This is a genomic window from Sphingobacterium paucimobilis HER1398, from assembly GCF_000416985.1.
Lineage (GTDB): Bacteria > Bacteroidota > Bacteroidia > Sphingobacteriales > Sphingobacteriaceae > Sphingobacterium > Sphingobacterium paucimobilis.
On the sequence record NZ_ATDL01000015.1, the window covers coordinates 93,005 to 116,834 of the forward strand.

General features: G+C 43.5%; 20 protein-coding genes and 1 tRNA gene. 9 read left to right on the plus strand and 12 right to left on the minus strand.

All coding sequences use genetic code 11. The features are described from left to right. Window positions 1-5: 5 nt before the first annotated feature. Window positions 6-1,058: a bifunctional diaminohydroxyphosphoribosylaminopyrimidine deaminase/5-amino-6-(5-phosphoribosylamino)uracil reductase RibD gene (ribD, locus tag M472_RS33435; RefSeq protein WP_021070264.1), complete on the minus strand. Its 1,053-nt coding sequence runs from the start codon at window positions 1,056-1,058 to the stop codon at window positions 6-8. 69 nt (window positions 1,059-1,127) lie between these two features. On the opposite strand from ribD, the gene prmC reads away from it, so the two are divergent. Both prmC and M472_RS33445 read left to right on the plus strand, forming a co-directional pair. After that, window positions 1,128-1,991 carry a peptide chain release factor N(5)-glutamine methyltransferase gene (gene prmC, locus M472_RS33440; protein WP_021070265.1) on the plus strand — a complete coding sequence of 288 codons (864 nt, stop codon included), beginning with the start codon at window positions 1,128-1,130 and terminating at the stop codon, window positions 1,989-1,991. A 160-nt stretch (window positions 1,992-2,151) separates the two neighbouring features. Further along, window positions 2,152-2,224 (plus strand) — tRNA-Lys (locus tag M472_RS33445). Between the two features lie 111 nt (window positions 2,225-2,335). On the opposite strand, the gene M472_RS33450 is transcribed toward M472_RS33445, so the two are convergent. Beyond that, complete coding sequence (locus M472_RS33450) at window positions 2,336-2,737, minus strand: SRPBCC family protein (protein WP_021070266.1); 402 nt, start codon at window positions 2,735-2,737, stop codon at window positions 2,336-2,338. Window positions 2,738-3,022: 285 nt separating this feature from the next. On the opposite strand from M472_RS33450, the gene M472_RS33455 reads away from it, so the two are divergent. The 4 genes from M472_RS33455 (at window position 3,023) to M472_RS33465 (ending at window position 10,135) form a co-directional block, all read left to right on the plus strand. Then, window positions 3,023-3,598 (plus strand): RNA polymerase sigma factor, encoded by a 576-nt coding sequence (locus M472_RS33455; protein ID WP_021070267.1) that lies wholly within the window; start codon window positions 3,023-3,025, stop codon window positions 3,596-3,598. Window positions 3,599-3,669: 71 nt separating this feature from the next. Further along, window positions 3,670-4,764, plus strand: a complete 1,095-nt coding sequence (locus M472_RS44495; RefSeq protein ID WP_021070268.1) for a FecR family protein — start codon at window positions 3,670-3,672, stop codon at window positions 4,762-4,764. Between the two features lie 171 nt (window positions 4,765-4,935). Next, window positions 4,936-8,580, plus strand: a complete 3,645-nt coding sequence (locus M472_RS33460; protein ID WP_021070269.1) for a SusC/RagA family TonB-linked outer membrane protein — start codon at window positions 4,936-4,938, stop codon at window positions 8,578-8,580. A gap of 13 nt (window positions 8,581-8,593) precedes the next feature. After that, entirely contained in the window at window positions 8,594-10,135 is a 1,542-nt protein-coding gene (locus M472_RS33465; RefSeq protein WP_021070270.1) for a RagB/SusD family nutrient uptake outer membrane protein, read from the plus strand. A 39-nt stretch (window positions 10,136-10,174) separates the two neighbouring features. Here the strand turns inward: M472_RS33465 and M472_RS33470 are convergent, their stop codons facing one another. Next, a complete protein-coding gene (locus M472_RS33470) occupies window positions 10,175-11,704 on the minus strand; it encodes a TlpA disulfide reductase family protein (RefSeq protein ID WP_021070271.1) in 1,530 nt (509 codons plus the stop codon). 544 nt (window positions 11,705-12,248) lie between these two features. Between M472_RS33470 and M472_RS33475 the strand changes: the two genes are divergently transcribed. Both M472_RS33475 and M472_RS33480 read left to right on the plus strand, forming a co-directional pair. After that, window positions 12,249-13,310 (plus strand): endonuclease/exonuclease/phosphatase family protein, encoded by a 1,062-nt coding sequence (locus M472_RS33475; protein WP_022829332.1) that lies wholly within the window; start codon window positions 12,249-12,251, stop codon window positions 13,308-13,310. A 103-nt stretch (window positions 13,311-13,413) separates the two neighbouring features. Next, window positions 13,414-14,004, plus strand: coding sequence for a hypothetical protein (locus M472_RS33480; protein ID WP_021070273.1), 591 nt, complete (start codon window positions 13,414-13,416; stop codon window positions 14,002-14,004). A 358-nt stretch (window positions 14,005-14,362) separates the two neighbouring features. Here M472_RS33480 and M472_RS33485 read toward each other — a convergent pair whose 3' ends face one another. Both M472_RS33485 and M472_RS33490 read right to left on the minus strand, forming a co-directional pair. Beyond that, window positions 14,363-15,355: a hypothetical protein gene (locus tag M472_RS33485; RefSeq protein ID WP_021070274.1), complete on the minus strand. Its 993-nt coding sequence runs from the start codon at window positions 15,353-15,355 to the stop codon at window positions 14,363-14,365. A gap of 66 nt (window positions 15,356-15,421) precedes the next feature. Continuing rightward, entirely contained in the window at window positions 15,422-16,501 is a 1,080-nt protein-coding gene (locus M472_RS33490) for a hypothetical protein (protein ID WP_031301651.1), read from the minus strand. Between the two features lie 308 nt (window positions 16,502-16,809). Between M472_RS33490 and M472_RS33495 the strand changes: the two genes are divergently transcribed. Beyond that, window positions 16,810-18,120, plus strand: coding sequence for an ATP-binding protein (locus tag M472_RS33495; RefSeq protein WP_021070276.1), 1,311 nt, complete (start codon window positions 16,810-16,812; stop codon window positions 18,118-18,120). 38 nt (window positions 18,121-18,158) lie between these two features. On the opposite strand, the gene M472_RS33500 is transcribed toward M472_RS33495, so the two are convergent. The 7 genes from M472_RS33500 to M472_RS33525 form a co-directional block, all read right to left on the minus strand. Further along, a complete protein-coding gene (locus M472_RS33500) occupies window positions 18,159-18,590 on the minus strand; it encodes an SNARE domain-containing protein (protein WP_021070277.1) in 432 nt (143 codons plus the stop codon). 178 nt (window positions 18,591-18,768) lie between these two features. Further along, complete coding sequence (locus tag M472_RS45745) at window positions 18,769-20,469, minus strand: C40 family peptidase (RefSeq protein WP_235049499.1); 1,701 nt, start codon at window positions 20,467-20,469, stop codon at window positions 18,769-18,771. Further along, window positions 20,388-20,789: a hypothetical protein gene (locus M472_RS33505; protein ID WP_021070279.1), complete on the minus strand. Its 402-nt coding sequence runs from the start codon at window positions 20,787-20,789 to the stop codon at window positions 20,388-20,390. Before M472_RS33505 ends, M472_RS45745 begins: the two co-directional genes overlap by 82 nt. Window positions 20,790-20,899: 110 nt before the next feature. Further along, the gene (locus M472_RS33510; RefSeq protein ID WP_021070280.1) at window positions 20,900-21,496 is read right to left on the minus strand and encodes a hypothetical protein; all 597 of its coding nucleotides are present in this window, start codon (window positions 21,494-21,496) and stop codon (window positions 20,900-20,902) included. A 622-nt stretch (window positions 21,497-22,118) separates the two neighbouring features. Then, entirely contained in the window at window positions 22,119-22,427 is a 309-nt protein-coding gene (locus M472_RS33515) for a hypothetical protein (RefSeq protein WP_021070281.1), read from the minus strand. Between the two features lie 22 nt (window positions 22,428-22,449). Then, window positions 22,450-23,028, minus strand: coding sequence for a hypothetical protein (locus M472_RS33520; RefSeq protein WP_021070282.1), 579 nt, complete (start codon window positions 23,026-23,028; stop codon window positions 22,450-22,452). Between the two features lie 2 nt (window positions 23,029-23,030). Further along, window positions 23,031-23,780 (minus strand): LytR/AlgR family response regulator transcription factor, encoded by a 750-nt coding sequence (locus M472_RS33525; RefSeq protein WP_021070283.1) that lies wholly within the window; start codon window positions 23,778-23,780, stop codon window positions 23,031-23,033. Window positions 23,781-23,830: the final 50 nt, after the last annotated feature.

Below are 23,830 nucleotides of genomic sequence, written 5' to 3' on the forward strand. Positions count from 1 at the left end.
ACACCCTAACGGTAGTATAGACGTAAGACATCGGTGGCGACCTGTTTTTCTACTTGTGGCGATTTTCCCAATGCAGGTGCTGGGATTCCACTTCCCCAGGTCACATCACCGACAAACACCCGAGCCTCATCCCACAGACCCGCGCTTATAAACATATCCAATGTCTTGGTTCCTCCCTCGATGATCACCGATTGTACATCCATCAGGTAGAGCTGGTACAGTATATTCTGCGGCAAGTACAGGTCAAAATTCTCCAATGCTATATATTTTAAGTGACCGTCCCATTCCGTCTTTTCTTCATTAAAGACAATCAGATCCGTCTGACTGTTTTCAAAAAGACGATTAGTGGTAGGTACCGCAAGCTTTTTGTCGATGAGAACACGCTTGGGCGACTTGCCTGACCAGAGTCTATTGTCCAGCATAGGATCATCAATCAATGCCGTAGCCGTTCCGATCAAGATAGCATCCTCTTCTGAGCGCCACTTATGCGTCAGCTGTTTGCTGACCTTGTTGCTTATCCACCGCTGGCTACCATCCTCAGGGGCAAAGAATCCATCCTTTGTTTCGGCCCATTTCAATATAACATACGGACGATTCTCTTTAATTCGAGTAAAGAAACGTCTGTTGACAAAACGACACTCTGCTTCCATCACACCCACCTCTACCGCTATACCAGCCTCACGCAGCTTCTGTATTCCGAGCCCATTGACCTTCGCAAAAGGATCAGCACAGCCTATCACCACCTTCGGCACCCCCAGGTCAATCAACATATCCGCACAGGGAGGCGTCTTACCATAGTGTGCACAGGGCTCCAACGACACGTACACCGTACTCCCCTTCAGCATATCCAGAGCCGTTTCCTCCCCATAAGTCAGCTTCACAGCGTTGACTGCATTCACCTCCGCATGCGCTCCCCCATAGGGCGAGGTGTAGCCCTCCCCTATGATCTTGTCTTTCCATACGATTACCGCCCCCACCATGGGGTTAGGGCTCGTAGTTCCAGCCCCCAACTGCGCCAGTGCTATACAGCGAATCATGAACTTCTGATTTTCAGTCATAGCACAAACTTACCACTTTATATAAAAAGAGCCACTAGTCTAAACTTAAAAATTAGCTAAATTTGTCCTATGGACAACACATGGCATTCAATAGGGCGATCATTTCAGGAAGTATTGCAAACACTCTACCCACTGGCAGAGACAGAACAGTTATTTCTATTCGCTGTAGAAGATATCACCGGCAGTACCCCCTCCCAATACCACCGCATCAAGAATGAAGAGGCCACAGCAGCGCAAGCCGCTGCCATGCAGGATATACTGGCGCAACTTCAGACCGGCCGACCGATACAACATATAGTAGGTTATGCCCATTTTTACGGCCATATATTCGAAGTCAGTGAAGATACACTCATACCACGACCAGAGACCGAAGAGCTCGTACACCTCATTCAACAGGATCACAGGGGAAAGCAAGCTATGAACTGTATCGATATCGGCACCGGCAGCGGATGCATCCCCATCTCGCTGGCCCTGTGCATGCCGCAGCACAACTACTGGGCCGTAGATATATCCCCAGGTGCACTCACCGTTGCCAAGCGCAATGCACAGAAGCATGGAACTGCCATTCAATTCATCCAGGCCGATATCCTCGAGTGGGACCTCGTTTTTCAAGCCGGGCAAACCTTCGACATCATCGTCAGCAATCCACCTTACATTACCAATGACGAAAAGAAAGAGATGCATCAGAATGTATTGGCATTCGAGCCCCACAGCGCACTTTTTGTAGAAGACAGTGCACCTCTGTTATTCTACGACTATATAGCAGATTTTGCAAAAGCACATTTAAGTCCAGACGGGTATCTCTATTTTGAAATCAACCAATACCTGGGAGCCGAAACTGTCGAACTCCTTTCAAAAAAAGGTTTTCAGCAGGTAAAACTGTACAAAGATATCAACGGAGCCGACCGTATGATACGGGCGAGCCGCTTGTAAGCAGTCTACGGCGACATCTTTGCATCTTTTTTTTCACTGGGAAACAACGATTTAAAGACTTCTGCACAAAATAACACATCAAACACTTGGCACATATCAAGGATTTTTCTACCTTTGCATCACTTCAAACAACGAAGGATAATTCAAAATAAAGAATTAGGATTCCGTAGCTCAGCTGGTAGAGCAATACACTTTTAATGTATGGGTCCTGGGTTCGAATCCCAGCGGGATCACAAGAAAAGCTTCACTGCAAAGTGAGGCTTTTTTTGTGCCCTTCAGGGGCGAATCCCCACCTCTCCCCCTTACTTCTATTTTTTTCAGAATTCGCGTTCGTTACAGAACGCCTATCTTTGATTTTCGCAATAGTCCTTTAATCTGAATAAAAACATTGCCCAATTATAACTGCACCACCGATAAAAATCGGTTTTCTTCTTCCAGTTAAAGTGCTTAAGAATGACAGTGGTGACACCTTCCTTTTCTAGGAGTTCAAAAGAGATTCCCGTCCCAACCCATTCTTCATCAGATGCTATACATTCCCAAACAATCTTACGGTTTTCCTCCAATTCAACAATCTTCATCTTGGTCACATACCCTTCGTCAAAATCAAATTCATTGATAAAGCCAATTTCGGGCTTTACTTTTAATATGCTTGTCCATACTTGCTTTAAACCTTCCTCCGATGTAAGCGCCTTATACACCTTGTCTACAGGCGACTTGATGTAATTAAGTTGTTCTATGTGTTCCATTTATGAATAGTTTATCGATGTTCATTTCAAATCATTAATCCGGTTGATATACATCAAATTGATTGGGACACGTCTCCACCCTCTCAGCAGTTGCCGTACCATCCTTTAAGATCACAAATCTAACCCTCCTTTTTTTTAATCAACTTGGCATAAGACAATAAATCAAAATAGACGACAGATCTCCCTTATTATCAGCGATCAGCCTTTAATCAAATTAGGGTTTGTTTTTTGCATATATATCTTTTAAATTTGGTGGCGAAGCACTAACTTTTACCGAAAATTCCATTGCGTACCGACGACAAGTATACAGATATCGAGCTTATTGAACTTTCCAAAAACGGAGATCAACAGGCATTCGCTATACTATACGAGCGCTACCGCATCATCGCTTACAAGCATGCTTATCTCTTCTACCAAGACTATGATAAAGCACAGGATGTGACACAAGACGTTTTTACCAAGCTCTGGAACAAACGGGAAACTCTGCACATCACAAGCAACTTTTCAGCTTATTTACACCGCATGGTTCGGCATATTATCCTCAACCAGCTCGATCACCAAAAAATTGCCCAGAAGTTTTACGATTACACCGAAGCCCAGCAAACCACACCGCGTAATGATGTGGACGAGTATATCATAGAAAAAGAACTAACAGCGATATTGTACAATAAGATTGACAAGCTTCCAAAAAAAATGAAAGAAGTATTTCTCTTGAGCCGCGAAGAGCAGAAATCTCATCAGGAAATCAGCGAACAACTCAATATCACCACCAAAACCGTCAGACAACAGATTTACAACGCCCTTCTCATTCTAAAAAGCAATCTGAAGTATATCTTTATTCTTCTTTTTTCATCTTTTTAACTTTTTTCTTAGACAACGGCAAGACTTAACTGTCTTATGCTTATGGTGGCGCTTTATAGCCTATATTTTACATGAATAAAAAGGAATTCGAAATATTATTAGACCGCTATAAATCCGGTCAGGCTACTGCAGCAGAAAAGCAGTTGTTATACCGGTATTATAATGCGTTTATACAGCACCATGACCTAGAAGATTTTGATCCGTCCGAAGCGGAAAACCGGTTAAGACAGTGGTCACCTGTTATGGACATAGAGCCTACCAGAAAACGTTTATTCCCTTGGAGGCAAGTGGCCGCCATATTTGTTATAGCCTCTGTCGCGGCCATATATTACTTGCGCACCATACAAATAGGAACGGATACCGATATCCTCAGCGTACAGGAGTCCATCGGAGCCCCAGTCAGCAAAGCTATCGCCATACTTCCCTCCGGAGATACCGTTTTACTCGATGGCACACAAGAATCAGCACAAAAGCTCCTTGCGTTGCAAACGAAAGGAAAACAAACTAAAGAACAACTTATTACCGTAAAGACGCCCCGCAGCGGCAAGCTTCATTTCACCTTACCGGACGGATCTAGTGTATGGCTCAATTCGGAGACTACCATGACTTACCCTGCTGCATTTGGCGAAGACAACAGATCCGTCAAGCTCGAAGGAGAAGCCTACTTTGAAGTAGTCCAGATCCAACACGGAAATAGCAAAACTCCATTTACTGTGCATTCAGCACAGCAAGAAATAACCGTTCTGGGTACCAAGTTCAATATAGCAGCATACCCAGACGAATCTGTGAACAGCACCACACTTGCCGAGGGATCCGTTGCCGTGCGTCGCCCCAGCCAAGCCAGCAGTACACTGCTCAAGCCTAATCAGCAATACATCGCCTCACCTTCAGGTGAGCAGGTAATCAGCGTCAATGCCTCAGAAACAATAGCCTGGAAAGAAGGTATCATTACCCTTTCCAATCAGGACCTATCCAGTATTATACGGATGATCGAGCGCAACTACGATGTCACTTTTGAAAGCAGCGGATTACCTCGCGACCTCAAATTCAACGGCGAACTACAAACTACTTTGGCGTTGGACGAACTGTTGGACATATTGGAGATCAACTCAGGCCTTCAGTTTAGGCGTAACGGAAAAACGATAACAATAGTAAAAAACAAATAAAATGACTAACAATTTATAATACTAAATACAGGAGGAACTACATGGAAAAAAGATAATACAAAGACCCATAAAGCCTAAAAAAGCAGAGATGCGGACACATCCCTGCTGTAATACTAAAGGCTAATTTTTATTTACAACTGATTTTAAATAAATAACCTAATCATCAAATGTATGAATAATCGTGCTTATACTAAAAGATGGTACAATATTCTATTGTCTTCTTTTAGGAAAAACAAAGTAGCATCACCAAAAATCACATTAGAAATGCGTCTGTTAACTTATCTTACTTTAGGTGCCAGTTTGCAATTATCCGCCAACTCCTATGCCCAAAAAATAAGCATACATACGGATAAAGCAGCCCTTGAGACCGTCTTTAAGGAAATAAGAAAACAAAGTGGCTATTCTTTTATTTATAAAAGTGCTTACCTAAAGAATGCCGCTCCCGTATCGGTCTCTATAGACAATAGAAACCTCAAGGAGACGCTGGACAAACTACTGAAGGATCAGCCTTTTGACTACGTCATCAAAGGTAAAGTCGTATCCTTGGTACCACTGACTGCGCCACGCCAGGCCAATTCTGTTTCTTTTGACGAAGAAATAGTCCAACAGCGCCCTATCTCTGGCTATGTCAAAGATCAGCAGGGCAATCCCCTACAAAAAGCAACCATCCGAGTCAAGGGAAGTAATATCTCCACCTCTACGGACGAAAAGGGGTTCTTTCAACTGAATGGTGTAGACCGCAGTGCAACCCTTTTGATCAGCTTTCTGGGTTTTGACAATCTCGAGGTCTCCGCTGCCTCCAACCTGCAGAGCCTTACGTTACGACTCGCCAAGCAGGAAGTCGAAGAAGTCGTTGTCCATACTGGATTCCAGACCTTGAATAAGGAAAGAGCCACAGGTTCCTTTGGGCTTATCGACAAGGCTCAGATTGAAAAACCGACAAGCAATATTGCGCAACGCATTATTGGTACAACTGCTGGTGTACAGGCTACCCTCGATGTAGACGGCAACCCACGCTTCGAGATCCGTGGACAGACCAGTCTCAATATACGGGACAGTAAGGGTGAATTAACCGCCAATGCACACCCCTTAGTTGTTGTGGATGGGTTCGCCATACAGGGGGATTTCAATTCGATCAATCCGAATGATGTCGAGAGTATCACCATCTTAAAAGACGCCGCTGCAGCGTCCATTTGGGGAGCACGTGCGGCCAATGGTGTGGTGGTTATTGTCACCAAAAAGGCAAAACAAGGTACTCCGTTAAAAGTCGACTTCCAGGCCTTCACCCGTGTCGGCAAGAAATTTGATCTTTCCTACGTCAACCCTCTAGCCTCTTCGGCCGAGACCATCGAATATGAGAAACGCGCTTTCAACAGGTGGTACATAAGCGAGAATTCAGGTTCTTTGGAATCAAACTATAACAAAAAGTGGTCACAAGGATTGGTTGCCCTCAGTGAGCATCATTTGGGCTACATGAGTTTAGCCGATCGCGATGCCGAATTAGAGCGACTGAAGACATTGGACAATCGCAAGCAGATCGAAGACCTCTTACTGGCCTCCCCTGTTACTCAACAGTACAATCTTACGCTTCAAGGCAGCGGTGCCAAGATGAATAATCTAGTTTCTATGCTCTATGAGCGCAACCAGAGTAACTTCAAGGAAACGGGCAACGACCGCTACATGCTCAACTACCGCACCACTGCGAGCATCTTCCCTTGGTTGGACGTACATGCATCGACCATGTTGCAGTACAATGACTTTAAGAAAAACGGCATAAAGCTTTCGGATTCAGACAACTTCAGCATAAAAGACCTATCTCCTTATGACATGTTGGTCAATTCTGATGGCTCCTACACCAATATCCATCAGTATTATTGGCCTATTATGGAACGTTTTGTGCCTATGGATCGTTTTCCTTATACAGACTGGACTTACAATCCCGTACAGGAAATCTACGAACGCGATCACCGCACCAAAGAACTGAATACCCGCTTGATGGGAGGGCTTACCTTCAAACCATTTAAAGGGCTTACCTTTGATACAAAACTTCAGTATGAGCACTTCAATACCAACAACCGTTACTTATACAAAGAAAACTCCTTCTATGTACGCAAACGGGTCAATGAAGCTACCGCTTGGGACAACAAAAAGAACACCTTTATTCCCAACTTGCCTAAAGGTGGCTTGATCGAGCAACCTTTTGAAAAACCCAGAGAATGGGGTCGCAGCACTGTAAATTCCTACACGTTCCGCAATCAGCTCAACTATAATAGGACTTTCGGATTAGACCATGAGATCAATGCCATAGCAGGTAGTGAAATCAGTAATATCGTAAGCGAACAGTTCTATACCCCACCTTCCTACGGATTCAATGAGGAGACCCTTACCGTAGGCAGCTATCCGAATGGACCAGGCGGCACCTTCAATCCGATCAAGAACTGGTTAGGTAGCAACCAGACCTTCCGTTACACCAATTCCTTCACGTACCGTACCGAGCGCTTTGTCTCTATGTTTGCCAATGCCGCTTATACCTATCGGAACAAGTACACCCTATCAGGTAGTATCCGTACAGATGCGTCCAACATGATTACAGACGATCCGGCATATCGTTATGCGCCATTTTGGTCTATTGGTGGATCCTATCAGATCGGCAGGGAGGATTTTATGCAACAGTATACTTGGCTAGACCGTTTGAATCTGAGGTTGACCTATGGTTATAACGGTAATGTGGATCGCTCAACTTCCTTCCGCCCACTTGTGGCTCTGGACAGCAATCCAAATGTATATACCAATGAATATACAGGCCGAATCAGTAGCTATGGAAATCCAACGCTCCGCTGGGAGCGTACGGCGACCTGGAATGCCGGTATAGATTATTCCCTATGGCAGGGCAAGCTCTATGGAAAGATCGATGTGTACAACAAGCAAGGGAAAGACCTCATTGCACAACTATCCATTCCTGCAGTAAATGGAACCAACGCACAGAAGCTGAATAATGCCGAAATCAGCAATCATGGTATCGAACTTGAATTAGGTACTGCCTTACCATTACATGGATCCGATATCACCTGGCGTGGTAGTTTCAACTTTTCATACAACAAAAATAAGGTCAACAAATTATTTGTAGCCAATTATGCTGCTAGCGAATTATATGGACGGGATTACGGCGCCTACGTAGAGGGGTACGATGCCAATGCCTTATGGGTGTTCCAGTATGCTGGCGTGCATGATAAGCAACCTATGGTACATGGCACCAACGGCGAGCTTTATGATTTTGGGACTTGGACACCAGGCGATGGTCGTGACTACTTATTGCATGCCGGTACGCGCGTAGCCCCATATACATTAGGTTTTAGCAACAGTTTTCAAATCTATGATTTTAACCTATCATTCATCCTGACCGGTAAATTGGGACATAAGTTTCTTAAACAATCGTTCAATTATCCAGCCATTGGAACGAGTAGACTACTTCCTAACAATAAACTAGGCGAAGTCATGAATGGCGATCCTAATTCGATCATTCCATTACCATTAAATGACATCGAACCCCGGTATTATTTCTGGGATAGATTCTACCCGTACATGGATTACTTGGTCACCAATGCGTCCCACCTGCGTATGCAAGAGGTCAATGCCAGCTATCGCTTACCTACGGAAAAGTGGAGTTTATTAAAGCAGTGCAATGCTATGGTATACCTACAGGGCAATGACCTATTCACCGTATTATTCAACAACACAGGCGAAGATCCGGAGTACCGCTTAGGTACGATGAAACCACGTCCACGTTTTACATTTGGTTTGAAGGTTGGATTTTAATTAATAAGGAAAGATGAAAACTACAATAAAGAAAACGAGCAAACTATCCCTAGCTATACTTATTTCCGCCGCACTGTCTTTCAGCAGCTGCAATAAATTCTTAGATGAAAAGCCATCCAAATCTTCCGATCTGGTGGTGACCACGACGGATCAGTTGGACGCATTGCTTAATAGATATCAAACCTTCTATTCCGAAGGCAACCGTACGGCTATATACAGTACGGATGATTATAATTTCACTAAGCAGATCTACGATGCCCGTCCTGCAACATTTGGCATGGCGGCCGTGGAGTTTGCCCTTTGGGATATTGAGTATCTTCAAGACGATACCCGCGAAAACTTTTGGAAAAACGAGTATACCAAGATCTTCAATGCCAACATGGTACTGGAGAATCTAAGCCGTGTGAGCGGAAGCCAAGCAGACAAGGACCGGTTGAAAGCTGATGCACATTTGATCCGTGCCTACAGCTACCTTACTTTGGTCGATACCTACTGCCTTCCTTATACCGAATCAAACAAGAATGAGCCTGGTCTGCCGATCAAGCTGACCACCTCGTTTGAAGAGTCTACAGCACGGGCACCATTGCATGCAGTATATACACAGATTGAATCCGATCTTGCCGAAGCATCCAAAGCAAATGTTCCCCTTGTACAGCAAGGACGTGCAAGACACTGGCGCGCCAATACGGCTGCAGTCAATGGTCTAGCTGCCCGCTATTACCTGATTCGCAACGACTACAACAAGGCCCTTGATTTTGCCAGCAAAGCATTGAGCGAGTATAGCACTTTTGTTGACTATAATACCAATATGCGCTATGGACGTAGCAGTACAGTCAATATCAATACTGGTACGCCCAATGCGGAGACAGTCACATTGCAGTTTCCCTATACGCACGACAATCAAACTGACTTTACGGATATGTTACAGTGGAAGGAGTTTTTGTACTTCCGTATGCTGAATCACGAAAGCTGGTGGTATGTTCCGAGCCAGGAACTGATCGATCTCTATGACAAGAACAACGATCTGCGCTACGAGTACCACTTTGTCGAAGGCTATTCCTACGACCGTGGTATGACCAAGCCTGCGTACGATTGGCCCGGTTACGTTTTTTTCTATAAAGACCGTATACCTTCGGGGCCTACTGTAGCGGAGATGACACTCATCAAGGCCGAATGCCAGGCAAGGTTAGATCAAGTATCGGCTGCTATGACCACCGTCAATACCTTACGGGCCAAACGGATGAAACCAGGCGCATGGGTGGATCTCCAAGCGAGCAATAAAGACGAAGCGATCAAGAAGGTGCTCGAAGAGCGTCGTAGAGAGATGCCGTACACACAGCGCTGGTCCGACATCCGCAGGTTCAACAACAATGACTATGCAGGCGATGATGTACTTTTGACTCGCAGTTTCTATCCGTACAATGCTTCGACGGTACAGGCTGACCAAGCGATCAAAACGTATCAGCTACCCAAAGACTCCAGACGATTTGCTGTTCCTATTCCACGAACAGAGATCATTTCAAGTCAAGGGGCAATTGTTCAGAATACCTATTAATAAAACAAAAGGGACATCTTTACGATGTCCCTTTTTTGATTACAGTAGGCTGACTTCATTGATCATCAGCTCCAATTCATCCTCATTGTCTGCATCCGTTCTGAAGTTCTCAAAGATCAGATTCCCCTGCTTATCGATCAGAAAATTCATCGGTGCTGCCCCTCTATTATCCAAGTTGCCCTTATCCCGTCCCTTTACATCTTCCAATGGCATAAAGCTATAGCCTGTGGACTTCAAGAATGGCAATACATAATCATTCTGCGAGGAAGCGATATTGATTCCGATATAGGCTAGCTTATCTTTTGTAAATTTACGTACTACATTTTCGAAGTGAGGGAACTCTCCTCTGCACGGTCCGCAGCCCGGATACCAATACGTAATGAAAGTAACTTTCTCCTTAAAGTCTGCCAGACTATTGCTGCTTCCTGCATAGTTTTTCAACTCAAATGGTGTAGCCACTCGCGCGTTAGTCCTCAGGCTATTCGATATAGCAGCTTGCACTGCCCCCTTGTCCTTACCAAGCTCCTGTCCATAAGCTGTCAGCGATTCTTTAATAGCAGGAGAAGGAGATTTCGTATAGAATTCCATTAAAGTTGCAAAGGCCTGATCCGTCTGCCCACTCTGTTGCAATACCTCAGCCTTAGCAACCGGAATCATCTTAAATACCGATGAATAGCGTGAGACCTTGATACCATCCAATACCCCCAGTGCCTTATCCCAGTCCTTACTATCCTTCGCCTCTTTATATTGGGCAAATTTTACTGCGGTTTCTGCATTCTGCTGCCAATTTTCCTGCTTCGTCATTTCGAAAAGTTCTGTAGCGAGTGCTGCAGCTTCCGTATAACGCTTTTGTTTCATTAACAAGTCACTATATGCAGACATCCCACTTCCTGTCCAGTTGTACTTTGCCGGCGAGAAGTCTTTCTTAAGGCGTACATATATAGCCTCTTTTTCTTTAACATCCGACGTCTGATGCGCCAACCAATACAGCGCTTGCGCGCCTCGCTCACTGGTATTGAACTTGTCTGCTACAGCAAGACTTAGACTTCTGTTCTTCTCGGGATCGATATTTTTGAATGAACTTGCATAGTAAAAGGCATAGCTCGCATCTTCTGGATCTATTTCCGTAATTTTCTTTAAGTATTCTCTTCCCTTATCTTCCTCTCCCCAACGTGACGCATCAGACCACAATGCGGCATAGGCTTCCTTCAGATTCGGATTGATCTGGATTGCTTTCAACAGGTAAGTTTTCGCTTTGGGGCTATACTCATTCTCCAAAGCTGCTCCCAATGCAAATGGAATATTCGCATTTTTAGGTTTTTCCTTCATCCAGCCCTCATACAGACTGAAGAGTGCCGGATTTTCGATTCCCATAGCCTTGATCAGCTCCATGTGATACCCCACACTGTCAAAATTATTTTTAACCTTCTTCTGTAGTGCTTTTAATTCCTTAGGAGCGATCTGTTCTGTCTTGGCAGCCTGTTGTGCCTTTACTTCATTTGAAGCCGTACCGTAAGTCACAGCCCCCATCAGTGCCAGTCCGACAATAGTTAACTTTTTTCTGTTCATCTTTTAATATTAGTGCTTATTATAAAAAATCAGTTGCTATGTATAAGACAGCTATGGCTGGACTTTGTCTAAGATTTATTTACACACTGGTAGGCTAAAAGATTCATTACAAGACACTCAAAGTTATTCGCCTTAGTCGGACAATACCAAAAAACAAGACTATCCTATTTCGGTCAAAACGGAATATAAACAAGCCGCTCTTTAAATTTACCAGCGACAAAGACAAAGAACATCATACGCATAGGACGTATCTCCATTTGATGAACCAATATATAATGTATCATGCTCTTTGTCATAGGTGATCAGCATCGGGAACCGACTTGAGCCTCAGCAGATAGCACACCGCTCAGTAGGCCTACAAGCAATAGACTGCGTATCATAGATTATCTGTTTTTGAATACAAAGCACCATTCATCATCATCTGGATGGTTATCATAAGTGTTTAAAAATTCAGGAATAAAGATAGTCCCTATTTGTAAAAAAACAGCTATACAAAAAACAAAACATTTCGCTCAAGTGTATTTATTTAAAACAAACTTCATATATGCTCATCCTACTACTGTCCTGTTTACTTATCCTTCTCAGCATCCTCCCCTTTATACAACATCAACATTGGATTTTCCGCGTACCCGAGTTCCTAAAGCTACAGATTCTTATTCTGCAAGGGGCTGTCTTTGTACTGCTATTCATTTTTAGCAGCAGAGATCCACTCTTTTGGTCGATACAGTCTATACAACTGCTGTTAATGATCTATCATATGTATATCCTGTCTCGGTATACTAAGTTCTGGCGCACACCAGTAATTCAGAAATCTGCTTCAGCTTCAGATCATATTAAAATTATCTCCTGTAATGTATATCAGGATAATCGGGAGTACGAGCGTTTTATAACCTTAGTCCGAAAAGAAGCGCCTGACATTGTGCTTACGATGGAAAGTGATAACCACTGGGAGCAGGCACTACGTCAGCTGGAGAACGACTATCCCAATACTCAAAAAGTCACATTAGACAACACTTACGGAATGCACTTCTATACGCACCTCCGGGTAATAAAGATTCAGACACATTATTTTGTAGCCGATGATCTCCCCAGTATCGAAGCCGAACTTGAGACTAAGGATGGGCACCGTTTCATTTTCTTTGGTGTACATCCTCCGCCACCGAGTCCCACCGAAGAAGAAAATTCGAAAGAGCGTGACGGTGACCTTCTGAGCGTAGCCAAGCGTGTACGTCACTATACACTACCTGTCGTGGTTGCAGGAGACTTTAATAATGTAGCGTGGGCAAAGAGTTCGATTCTATTCAGAAAAACCAGCCAGCTTATCGATGCCCGTATCGGCCGGGGAATACTCGCGACTTTCCATGCTAAGTATTGGTTCTTTCGGGTTCCTCTGGATCTACTATTCCATAGCACGCAGGTATTCGTCGACCGATTAACGATTCTCCCCGATATCGGATCGGATCACTTTCCTGTATCCTGCACCTTCCATATCGACCGACAATCTGATGATCAGGTAGAGCGTGTGGAGAATCTGGACAAGGACGAGATGCAGGATGTGAACGAGCTGATCCAAGAAGGTAAAGAAGAGGAAAGCGACAATAGATAACAGCATGACAGATGAACAGCATCTTTATGAATAAAATATAGCCGGTAATAGGGATTGCCGTTGTCCTCAATTGTCCTTAATATTGACCTATATTTCGACAACTATGCATATAAATTATTTAAGCATTAGCTTGGTTGCTTTTTTGATGAGCGCCTGCACACAAAAAAACACGACTTCGACGCAAGAAACAGCCGATTCTGTAACGCTCACTGGGAATAAGGAGGTATCCAATCGGGCGGACATGCAGGAGATAACTGCAACTGACACATCCATCGATCAAGGAAAACAATGGTTGGAAAACATTTTCAAAACAAAAAATTCGGACAGATACTTTCCCGACTACAATGTAGAGGAAAAACTGTGCACCAAGCAATTTCAGGAATTTATTGCCGATTCGGGCGAACTGTACAGTGCTTCCAACCTGACGGACGAAGAATATCCCGCCGCCGAGAAACGCTATAAAGACAAATGGTCCAAAATCTATCCCATCGAAGAGCGCGAAATGTGGCTATTCGGGAGAGGCAATGGCGATATCGGAGAACTCCAAAAGCTAGAGATTTCGAAACTCAAAGACCATATCTACCGTGTATTCATCGATTATGGTGAGGGTATAAAAACACAGAATGAGGTAAGTCTCGTTCTTGAAAAGGGGCATTATAAAATTGATTACTGCAAGACAGAGTTTATTGATTGAGGTCAGTTGTAGACCATTACCTTAAGATTGCTTCATTTCATTCGCAATGACGGAGTTGCAAACGGTGTCGTCATCCCGAAATTGGGACAAGTAATCGACCGTAGTGGAGAATCCCAAAGGGCGCTTTGAAGCAATATCTAGAAACTATATAATCACCGCTATACAGTTGATAGACCCGTTCGATTCCGCTCCGCTACACTCAGGGTGACGTTTGCTTTTACTGTCATTAAATCTCCGAGGTGCTAATTAAAAAAACTCACCTTCCGCAAGGACCTGTATTATCTATTATTAAACAGTGCAATGACGACAGGTTATACCTGTCCACCCGATAAAAGTGGGGACAGGTTCAATAACACGCTTACTTAATCAAATTATCTGAATACAATTTAGCTTCTCGTATACCGTATATAGCACTAAAAGGCTTTATGAAAGCTCCATTACAAAACTGTTTCAGTACTTCAGTCAGCGGTTCCTTCTCCCTTCCTCGCAATAGGGCCTTAATACCAGAACTTGCTAAGAATTCCTGCTCCGTCCATTTTGAATCGTATAAAAAGGAGGCTTCATAATTAACCTTTTCTTTTTTGTATAAGGGTTCTATAACATAGATAGTGTCCTGTAGAACCTTGTAAAAGAAAGGTTCGCCGTACCCTACATCATCGATACGAAGTCCCTCCTCCGTTTTCTTTACCTCGAAAACATGATAGCTCATTAGTAGCCTAGCATACCCTATCGGAGGAAGATATTTTATTTCATTTTCCACAAAGTGACGACTAAGTGCCTCTTGCAACATCATATCATCGCACACCACCCTATCAAAGAAATTTGGCCCACGGTTAGAAAAGTAAATAGTGAATCTAGACGAATCCTTGAGCATAGATCCGATTGAAAGAAATAGATAATTCGTGAGCAACTCCTTAAATCTTCTCATACCTCCACGAAACTCTCCCCATACTCCCGGATTTGGAAAACCAAGATCCTGGAGACCATTCACATCAGTATAGCTATAAATATCCATCACTTGTGATTCTGTCTGAGGATCATACTCTCCCAGCAACATATACACTATCGAATCACGGATATTTTCATCTGTAAGGAACAAAGAGTCTAGAGAAGCATCCCACTCACACGAGTCTCCTTCCCAGTAAATACTATCTTTTATTCTATAGCATATTGGTCCATCTGAAAAGGATAGTCCTCCCCGACTTAAAAGCTTATTCAACCTCCATCCCCTTGCCTGAAAAAGCTTTTGAACGTCTTTAGAAAGCTGTTCTAGACTTTGATCGGTTGGCGATTGTGCATAGGCCTGTAATGTAAAAAGTAACGCAATCAGTGGTAATAAAAGATATCTCATATATAACAAGATGCCTAGCTGTACAACATTCCATAAACTAGCGCAAGGACGTTATGTACAACCTTACTAAAACAATTCCTCTTTAACCTGTATCTTGACAAAAGCCATCTTTTGTGTTTTACCTTTTGCAGGAGACGAATTGAGCGGGTACACCGCAGCATAGTATGTATTCTTATCGGCCCAGAAGGCTTTTTCATCATCCGCTATCTTGAAGTTGGTAAAGTTGACGTACAACAGGCCTTGCTGCCCTTTTTCCGATGGCACATACCTACTGATCACAAAATCACTGCCGACACTGGAGTTGGACGTAACCCACGACAGGCAGCTTCTGGCCGGAAGAACCTGCGGATAGCCAGCAGCATACAGATCATACCTGACCGAAGCGATCGGTTCATAAAACGTGTAGTAAGTCTCATTCGTAGCATCCGAACTTTCGTGAAATACCTGTAGTCCCATAAACTTCGATTGCCCGATATACGCATTATAGAACGTACCTTCTTCTTCCGAGGTGTTCTCATACGGGGTGATACGATACGCCTTGTCTTTATCCGTATACGTCCATATGTTGTTCTTTAATTTGACATCGGGGTTCTTTACCAGGACTTCATCCACTCGATGCGCTGATGCTTTTAGAAACTCCTGCTCTGATACTTCGGCTATCGTTCCATATGCGTCAAATGATTTATTTTTGAAATCATCCACGGCTTTATAGGTACTGCTTCTGATCTCATCCAGCTTTGCCCCTTTCAGGGTCAGATCAAATGAAGCTGTAAATTCCGATTTCAGGACAAAGGCCTGGATACTGTTTGAAATATTATTCTCGATGCTGTAATGTATCGCGTAGAAGCCACCGACCTCCTCAAAGCCGTAATAATTATCCAGCTTGTGGCGCTGTACCTTGAGGTAAGCCGAGTCCGCACTTGGCGCTATGAAAAAATGAACAGAGTCCATCTTGGTAAACAATTGAAAAGGTACCTCCTGTACATTGTCCACCCCCTTTATCTTCTTAAAGTCCGCCAAAGTGACCACCCGCGGTGTAGCCTGTACTTCCACTTTGTCCGATTCCGTTTTTTTATTCTGCGAATTGCATGCCGTGACTGTACCTACGATGGTAGAGACGAGTAAGAATTGATATAGGGCTTTCATCTGTGCGTGTTCTATTTTATTAGCGAATATATCAGTAATCACAGAATCCAGCAACACATCGACGATATATCACACAAAATTGGCTGAAAACAGGGATACCGTTATCAACGATATAAAGCTCTTTTCGGCAGAGCTCTGCCAAAAAGAGCGAACAAATCCGCGTTATGGAGTTATGGAAGCCACCTTATTCTCTACAGCATATCGAAATATTTATACTGCGGCGGAAAATATGTCAAAAAACACTATCTTTATTATCGCAACCGCCGTTACTGTAACCACGGTTGCGATAATTAAAAGTTAGTCCACGGATGAAATTTTATAATAGAGAAAACGAACTTTTGCTCCTTCGAAAAATTGAAGACCGCTCCGAACATGTAGCTCAGATGACTTTTATGGTGGGCAGAAGGCGTATCGGTAAGACCAGCCTCTTACTCAAAGCATATGAAGACACCCGTCATATTTATCTATTTGTTGCCAAAAAGAGTGAAGCGTTACTTTGTTTGGAATTCACAGAGGTTGTAAAACAGAGTCTAGATATTCCCTTTTTCGGTGAAATAAAAACATTCAAAGATTTGTTTGGATGGTTGATGGATTTATCAAAGAAACATCATTTTACAGTTATCATCGATGAATTCCAGGAGTTTGCTTCCATCAATAGCGCTATATTCTCGGATATGCAAAAACTATGGGATCTTCATAAATCCGAAAGTAAAATAAACTTGATATTATGCGGCTCCGTTTATTCCTTGATGATAAAGATTTTTGAAGGAGCGAAAGAACCACTATTTGGACGAGCCAACAATCGTATCCTGCTCAAATCTTTTGACATTGTTACTTTAAAAGAGATCCTTCAAGATCATTCCCCGCAGTACACGAGCGAAGACCTCCTAGCTTTCTATATGATAACCGGTGGAGTTGCAAAATATGTAGAACTACTAGTAGAAGCAAATGCATTTACTCAGAATGATATATTAGACACGCTATTATCCGAAAACTCACTCTTTTTAGATGAGGGCAGAAATGTACTTATCGAGGAGTTTGGTAAAGATTACGGCAATTATTTCTCCATACTTTCACTCATTGCGTTAGGCAAAACAGCGAGAGCCGAAATCGAATCTATTCTAGAAATACAGGTAGGAGGCTTTCTTGATAAGTTGGAGAACGAATACGGACTTATAAAACGTGTTCGTCCTGTATTATCAAAACCCAATAGCCGAAGTGTCAAATATAGTATCGAGGATAATTTTTTGAGTTTTTGGTTTAGGTTTATTTACAAGAATCGTAGTGCCGTAGAAGCGAATAATCTGGGTTACATCAGACAGGTAGTAGACCGAGATTATCCAACCTATTCGGGCAAAATACTTGAAAAATATTTTATCGAAAAGCTTAAATTAGAAAAAAGCTACAATCTGATAGGCACATATTGGGAGAAACAGAATCAAAACGAGATCGATATTGTAGCCCTCAATGACTTGGATAAGGTCGTACTATTTGCAGAAGTAAAGCGCAATGCCGAAAAAATAGATATCGATATCTTGAAACAAAAAGCACGGACACTGTGTACCGAACTAAAAAAATACAATCAGAATTTTATAGGCTACTCCTTAAAAGATATGTAGTAAACGACAGCACGCCCCAAGTGGACTGGGGCATACTGTCACTTCCTCCTCCACCAATAAAACACCACTACTATCGCGATAATGGCCAATGCCCACAGCCAGCTGGATAGCGGATAGGTGGTTTTCTTGGTATGCGTCAGCTGCTGTACCTGATCGCTTTCAAAACCTAGACTATCGTAGCTATGCTCTACTGCCGCAACTTGCTGTTTTAACGCACGCTGCTCACCGTATACGATCTGTCCCGAGCGACTCCAAAGGCCGATGTCCGGGTGAAAGTAAAAGCCACTGTCGCCACTAAAGTACCAGTAGCGGTAGCTGCTGTCTTGGCTATTGACCTGTACCCATGAGGCACTGGCCTCCAGGCGGCTCTGAGACTGACTATCCAGATGCAGCCGTTCGCTTTTTTCTTTATTTACTCTGCATCCGCAACATACCGTGAAGAGCAGGAAGTATAATATTCTGGTGTTCATATCCAAATTCATTTACTGTGTATTTTTGTAGAGTACATAGACCCATTCGACTTCGCTGCGCTACGCTCAGGGTGACGTGTCTAACTTCTATAATCCCGATAGCTCAGGACAAGCTCTCATAACTTTGTAACTTCTCTAACTTTGTAACTTTATAACCTTATCACCCTTTTTAACTCCTTTAACTCTCACCAACCCAATCCGCATAACCATACACTGTCCGTACATGCCTGCGCCGCGATTCTACCCGATCGTTGCTATTGCCTTCGATCGTCAGGATGAACTGTCCCTGCCTTTCTTTGATCAGCCCCACATGATGGATGCGCCGTAAGCTGCTGCTGTAGATGCCAAAGAGGTCTGCGGGCTGTATCTTATCCGTATCCTTATAGCTTTTGGCTTTGGGAAATAGAGCAGGCGACCAGGGATTGCGCGGTTGTGAAAGCCCCGACTGCCCATAGCACCAGCTGACAAAGGCAGCGCACCATTCATAGCCTTTGGTTAGTCCAGTGTAAGCCAGGTATTGTTCGATGCGAGGGCCATCGTTGTTACCAGTTGATTCTTTTACGCCCAGTTCTGCAGAAGCTATAGCTATTATTAAGTTTCTTTTGTCTTCCATGCCAGACGGGCGTGACACTTGGTATCGGCCAAGTGTCCAAGCCTTGTCGCTCGAACCTTTTGACTGTACTGTAGTGCTTCCTTCTGCTATTGTCAAAAGCTTCACAGGCGACATTAATCCCGATTGTAAGGGAGTTCTAGTAGCACTAGCTGAATAAAACGGTCTAGGTTGCGCAAGGCCTAAAGAATTGTCGACGCGGGGGCCATCGTTGTTGCCCGTTGATTCTTTTACGCCCAGTTCTGCAGAAGCTATAGCTATTATTAAGTTTCTTTTGTCTTCAATGGCAAAATGCTTACCTATTATGCCACTCAAGCCGTGGCGGGGCTCATACTTTTTTCCGCAAAAAGTAAGCAAAAACTCGTCGCTGGATATTTTTAAAACAATGGATTGTGCATCCTCCTTCAAATTTTTAAAAATATCGAAGGCGACATTTCTCGATATTGTACAGATTGAACTAGTAGCACTAGCTTTAAAAAACGGTCTAGGTTGCGCAAGGCGTAAAGAATTGTCAATGCGAGGGCCATCGTTGTTGCCTGTTGATTCCTTTATGCCCAGTTCTGCAGAAGCTATAGCTATTATTAAGTTTCTTTTGTCCTCAATGGCGGACCACCTAGGCACTTTCCCTTGATAGAAAGTGCCACAAAGATCAATACTATTTAACCTATGTTCATCACGGCTTCGTAAAGCTATCAAGGCGGTTTCCAAGGTCTCCATTCCTTTTTTCCTCCCCATAGACTGGAACCGAGCTTGCGAGCTCACCGAAGGTAAATCCTTATGTAGTGCAAAATGTGAGTTTTTGTAAATTATAGCTTTACGGCCTTTGACTCCATATGCTAAAAGGTCATCCTTAACGGGGAACTGCTTCAAAGGCGATAGATGAAGTAATTGTACGGATCTGCTCTTAGTAGCACTAGCTTTAAAAAACGGCCTAGGCTGTGATGCCGTTAAGAATTTAAATAATGGAACCGTTAAGAAAATCAAACTGTCTGAGCCAGATACATCGGGCGAGTTTTTGATTTTTAGGATCCAGGATTTGAATTTAGGAGGAGCAGCCAAGCCTTGACCTTTATGGACTTTTGTTTGTATATGGTGTCCATGAACTCCTTTCAGTCGGTTTGGTTCCTTTTCTGTCAAGAGAAAAGGAACTGGCCCAGCCGCGGCTACAGAGCGGCATAAAACAGGTCTTACAACACTACCCTCATCACCATTACTCCGGCATAGAGCAGTAAGAAGAATACCGAGAAATAAAGAATACATTGTTGCCATGATGTCAATTGATTAAAATGTGAACGGAAATTTTTACGGAACGTTTTAAAAGGTTGCCACAGGAGCTCCTGCAACCACAGGCTGCACAGTATCGCTGCCACGCCGATCAGCAGGCCAAATACGGCCACCGTAAGGATACCTATATCAAGTATACCCGCCTTGGGATCTACGAAAACCAGCAGTTTCCCTATTAAAGTGAACAGTAAGGTTAATACCACTAACCCACTGATTAAGTAATATTTCAAATTTGAAAGAAGAAAATTATCTCCAACCTTCCACCTCTGATCGGAAGCGGGCAGTCTGTATGTCCATGTTGCCATTTTTATTAGTATTTAGTAATTGTAAAGTTATAGCTGTTATGAGAGCATCTCCCGAACTATCGGCATCAGGAAGGGCCCGAAGGCCCATTCCAATAGTGTTCTCACAAGCACTAATCTACAGTGGCATCCTCACCGTAGTCTTTGATCTCTACAGCTTTCTTGCCAGGGGTATCCGTCAGCGTAATTCTGTACTTCGAATTTTCGTAATCGGGATTCTCCTCAGTCATGGTATAGTTCCAATGCGTATTTGTGGTGTCAAGTGGTGCGACTGTGGCTGCTCCACTCTCGACAACCACATCACTAGCATTAAGCACTTCTATTTTGACACTGAGGACCTGAAGTACGTCTTTGATCAACAAGGAGATCTTTTCACCTGCATTACCTTGGTACCCCATATCATCCAGTAGTGCTACATAGGGCTTTACGAGATAATCTCTAAAGGCTACGTTATAAGCCGTCTGATTGACATTGGCCTTTGCCTGGTAAGCTTGCTTGAGCTGCGGATCCTGTATTGCTGCTTTAGCGTACAGTGCGGCTCTTGTAAACTTGTTCATGACAGACTGTTGATCGCTCGAATACTCGCGGTTCGTCTTCTGCCGGGCTCTTTTAGCGATAATAGTCTGATCGCCTTTTAATCGAAACACAAGGTTCCGTCCTACTCGACCTGATGTGCCCTGCATGATCAGGTTGTCTTTTGATTTTGCCATTTTAAAAAAATTATTTGACGTTTATAATTCTGTTTGTGCAAGCCTGCTACCGGGGCGCCTTCCGATGTGCTTACGAAACAAAGGTTCAAACAAAACACCATAAAACAATGACTGCTAATTAATTGCGACCATATAAAACGAAAAAAGAAGAAAAAGGAAGGAATAGGAAGCTCTCTTGTCTTGCGTACCAGACGTGCACCTTGTTTCCTTCGGAGATTGCTTCGCAATTTTTCCCAAAAAGAAGCAAGAAGCAGTAAAACTCGTCACTGAAATCTTTTGGCTGTATGGCCAGTGAATCCCATTACAGTTACCAAAAAATTCGAAGGTGGCAGTTGAAGTGTGTATAAGCTTCAGCTGTTAAAGATGTACTGTTGTTATGTGGTTGTTGTGTCAAACATGTGTGGTTATTGTGTCAAACATGTATCGTTATTGTGTCAAACATGTGTCGTTATTGTGTGGCCGTTGTTTCTTTTAGGTGTTCTTTATGTTCTTTTTATGGGTATTTCCTATTCATAGAAGGTTTATAGACGGTTCATAGGATGTAAGAAGTCCCTTCACTACGATCGCAATGACGGGACGAACCAGATTCTTCGAAGGTTAAATTTAAGCACCTGTAATTCTACTAGATAGAAGACTCCGTCTCTGGTTTTCGTTTATATTTCTTTATGGTTTTGAGGATTTCTTCGGTAAGATAGTAGTCCTTGGCGTCGAGTTCATAGGAGGTAAACAGCTTTTTGAGTCGATAGAACTTGGTATCGGCTACTTTAAAGATCTCTTTGAGGTCGGCATTATCGATGATCATCTTTTTCAACATCTCTTTGTCGGTAGGGGTTGATAACGAAATCAGCTTTCCAATAAGCTGGTTCTGTTTTTTTGTCAACTTCAATCTTTTCTTGTCATGTTGAATCAATACTTTGATTAACTGCTCCATAATAGCTGTGGTCTAGGTTATCCTACATTGTTTTATCCTGATAACGTTTAAGCTGCACCAGCATTTCTTCGAGCAACTTGCGCAAGTTGATGATGGTATATCGATCCAGCTCGCTATACTTCTTACGCAGGCTTTCGTACGATAGGCTGTCTTGTGCATTTGTTCTAAAGCTTGTCTGCAGAAAATAGAAATAGGGTTTTAGCTGCTGCTCGGCGAGTATGCCTGTATCCCGTGCCAACCGCAACAATAAGAGTATCTGCCGCACTGTAAGCCCTACAGTACACTTTCCTTTATCTGTATGCACTAGCTCTGCAAAGCCACTTAACCACTGTCTGTAAAACATTATCTGGTCCTGGAAAAAGCTTTCGTAAGCGGCCTGCTTAATGCCTGACAGTTTTATAGCGCCCTGCAACTCTACACGGACGTCAATCTGCTCCTGCATATCCGAACAGCACTGACGGAGTGCTGCCATAAACTCCATAATCTGTCCATTAAAAGCCAACAGTTCCTTCTCCCGGTCTATTGCAGCGCCTTCATTCTGCAGCTCCAGCAGCCGTGATCGTATACTCTGCAACTGATGCTGTAACGCTGTATCTGACATTTCTATCTGTTTTTAATTACCCTCATATTCAGCATATCACGAACGTTCGCTTTATAAGTCCGGCCTATGGGCACCTCTTTAGAGGCCGAGTTGCGCAGTGTTATGATCTCACAGGCATTATCGACACTTGCTATATTCTTGAATGCGACTATACATCCTCTATGTACGCGAATAAAGTGCTCGGCAGGCAGCAGCCTTTCAAAATCGGCCAATGCCAGACTAATGATATGCGAACCATCTGTATGCGTTACTATGGTATTGTCGGACTGTGCTTCCAGGCATTCGATATCGATCAGTTGAAGGTTGAGCGTACTGCCTCCGCATACTTTAAACATCACGTAATCTTCCAGGCCGATCGGCAATACCGCAGTGCTACCTCCACTCTGTTTTTGGGTTATGCTCTGCCATACGCGGTCTATCGCTGTATGAAACAGCTCGGGCTTTACCGGCTTGGTGAGGTAGAATGCTATCCCCAGCTCAAAAAGCTCGGCACCGTACACCCGATCTGCCGAACAGCAGACCACCTCTACCTGATCCACCAACAATCTGATCAGATCCAACCCATGGATATGAGGCATGTGCAGATCCACAAATACCAGTTCGACAGGATACTTCTGTATCATAGCGAGCACTTCACGGGCATCCTGCGTCCCCCCGGCATAGAGCAGGTCGTGCCTTTTCTTTATCAGTGACTTAAGGGTATTGATGCCTTCTATCTCATCATCTACCACCAGACATTTCAATCTTTTCATATATAATTATTCGTTCAATTAATTGTTTTCTTGATGGAACTCATGAATGC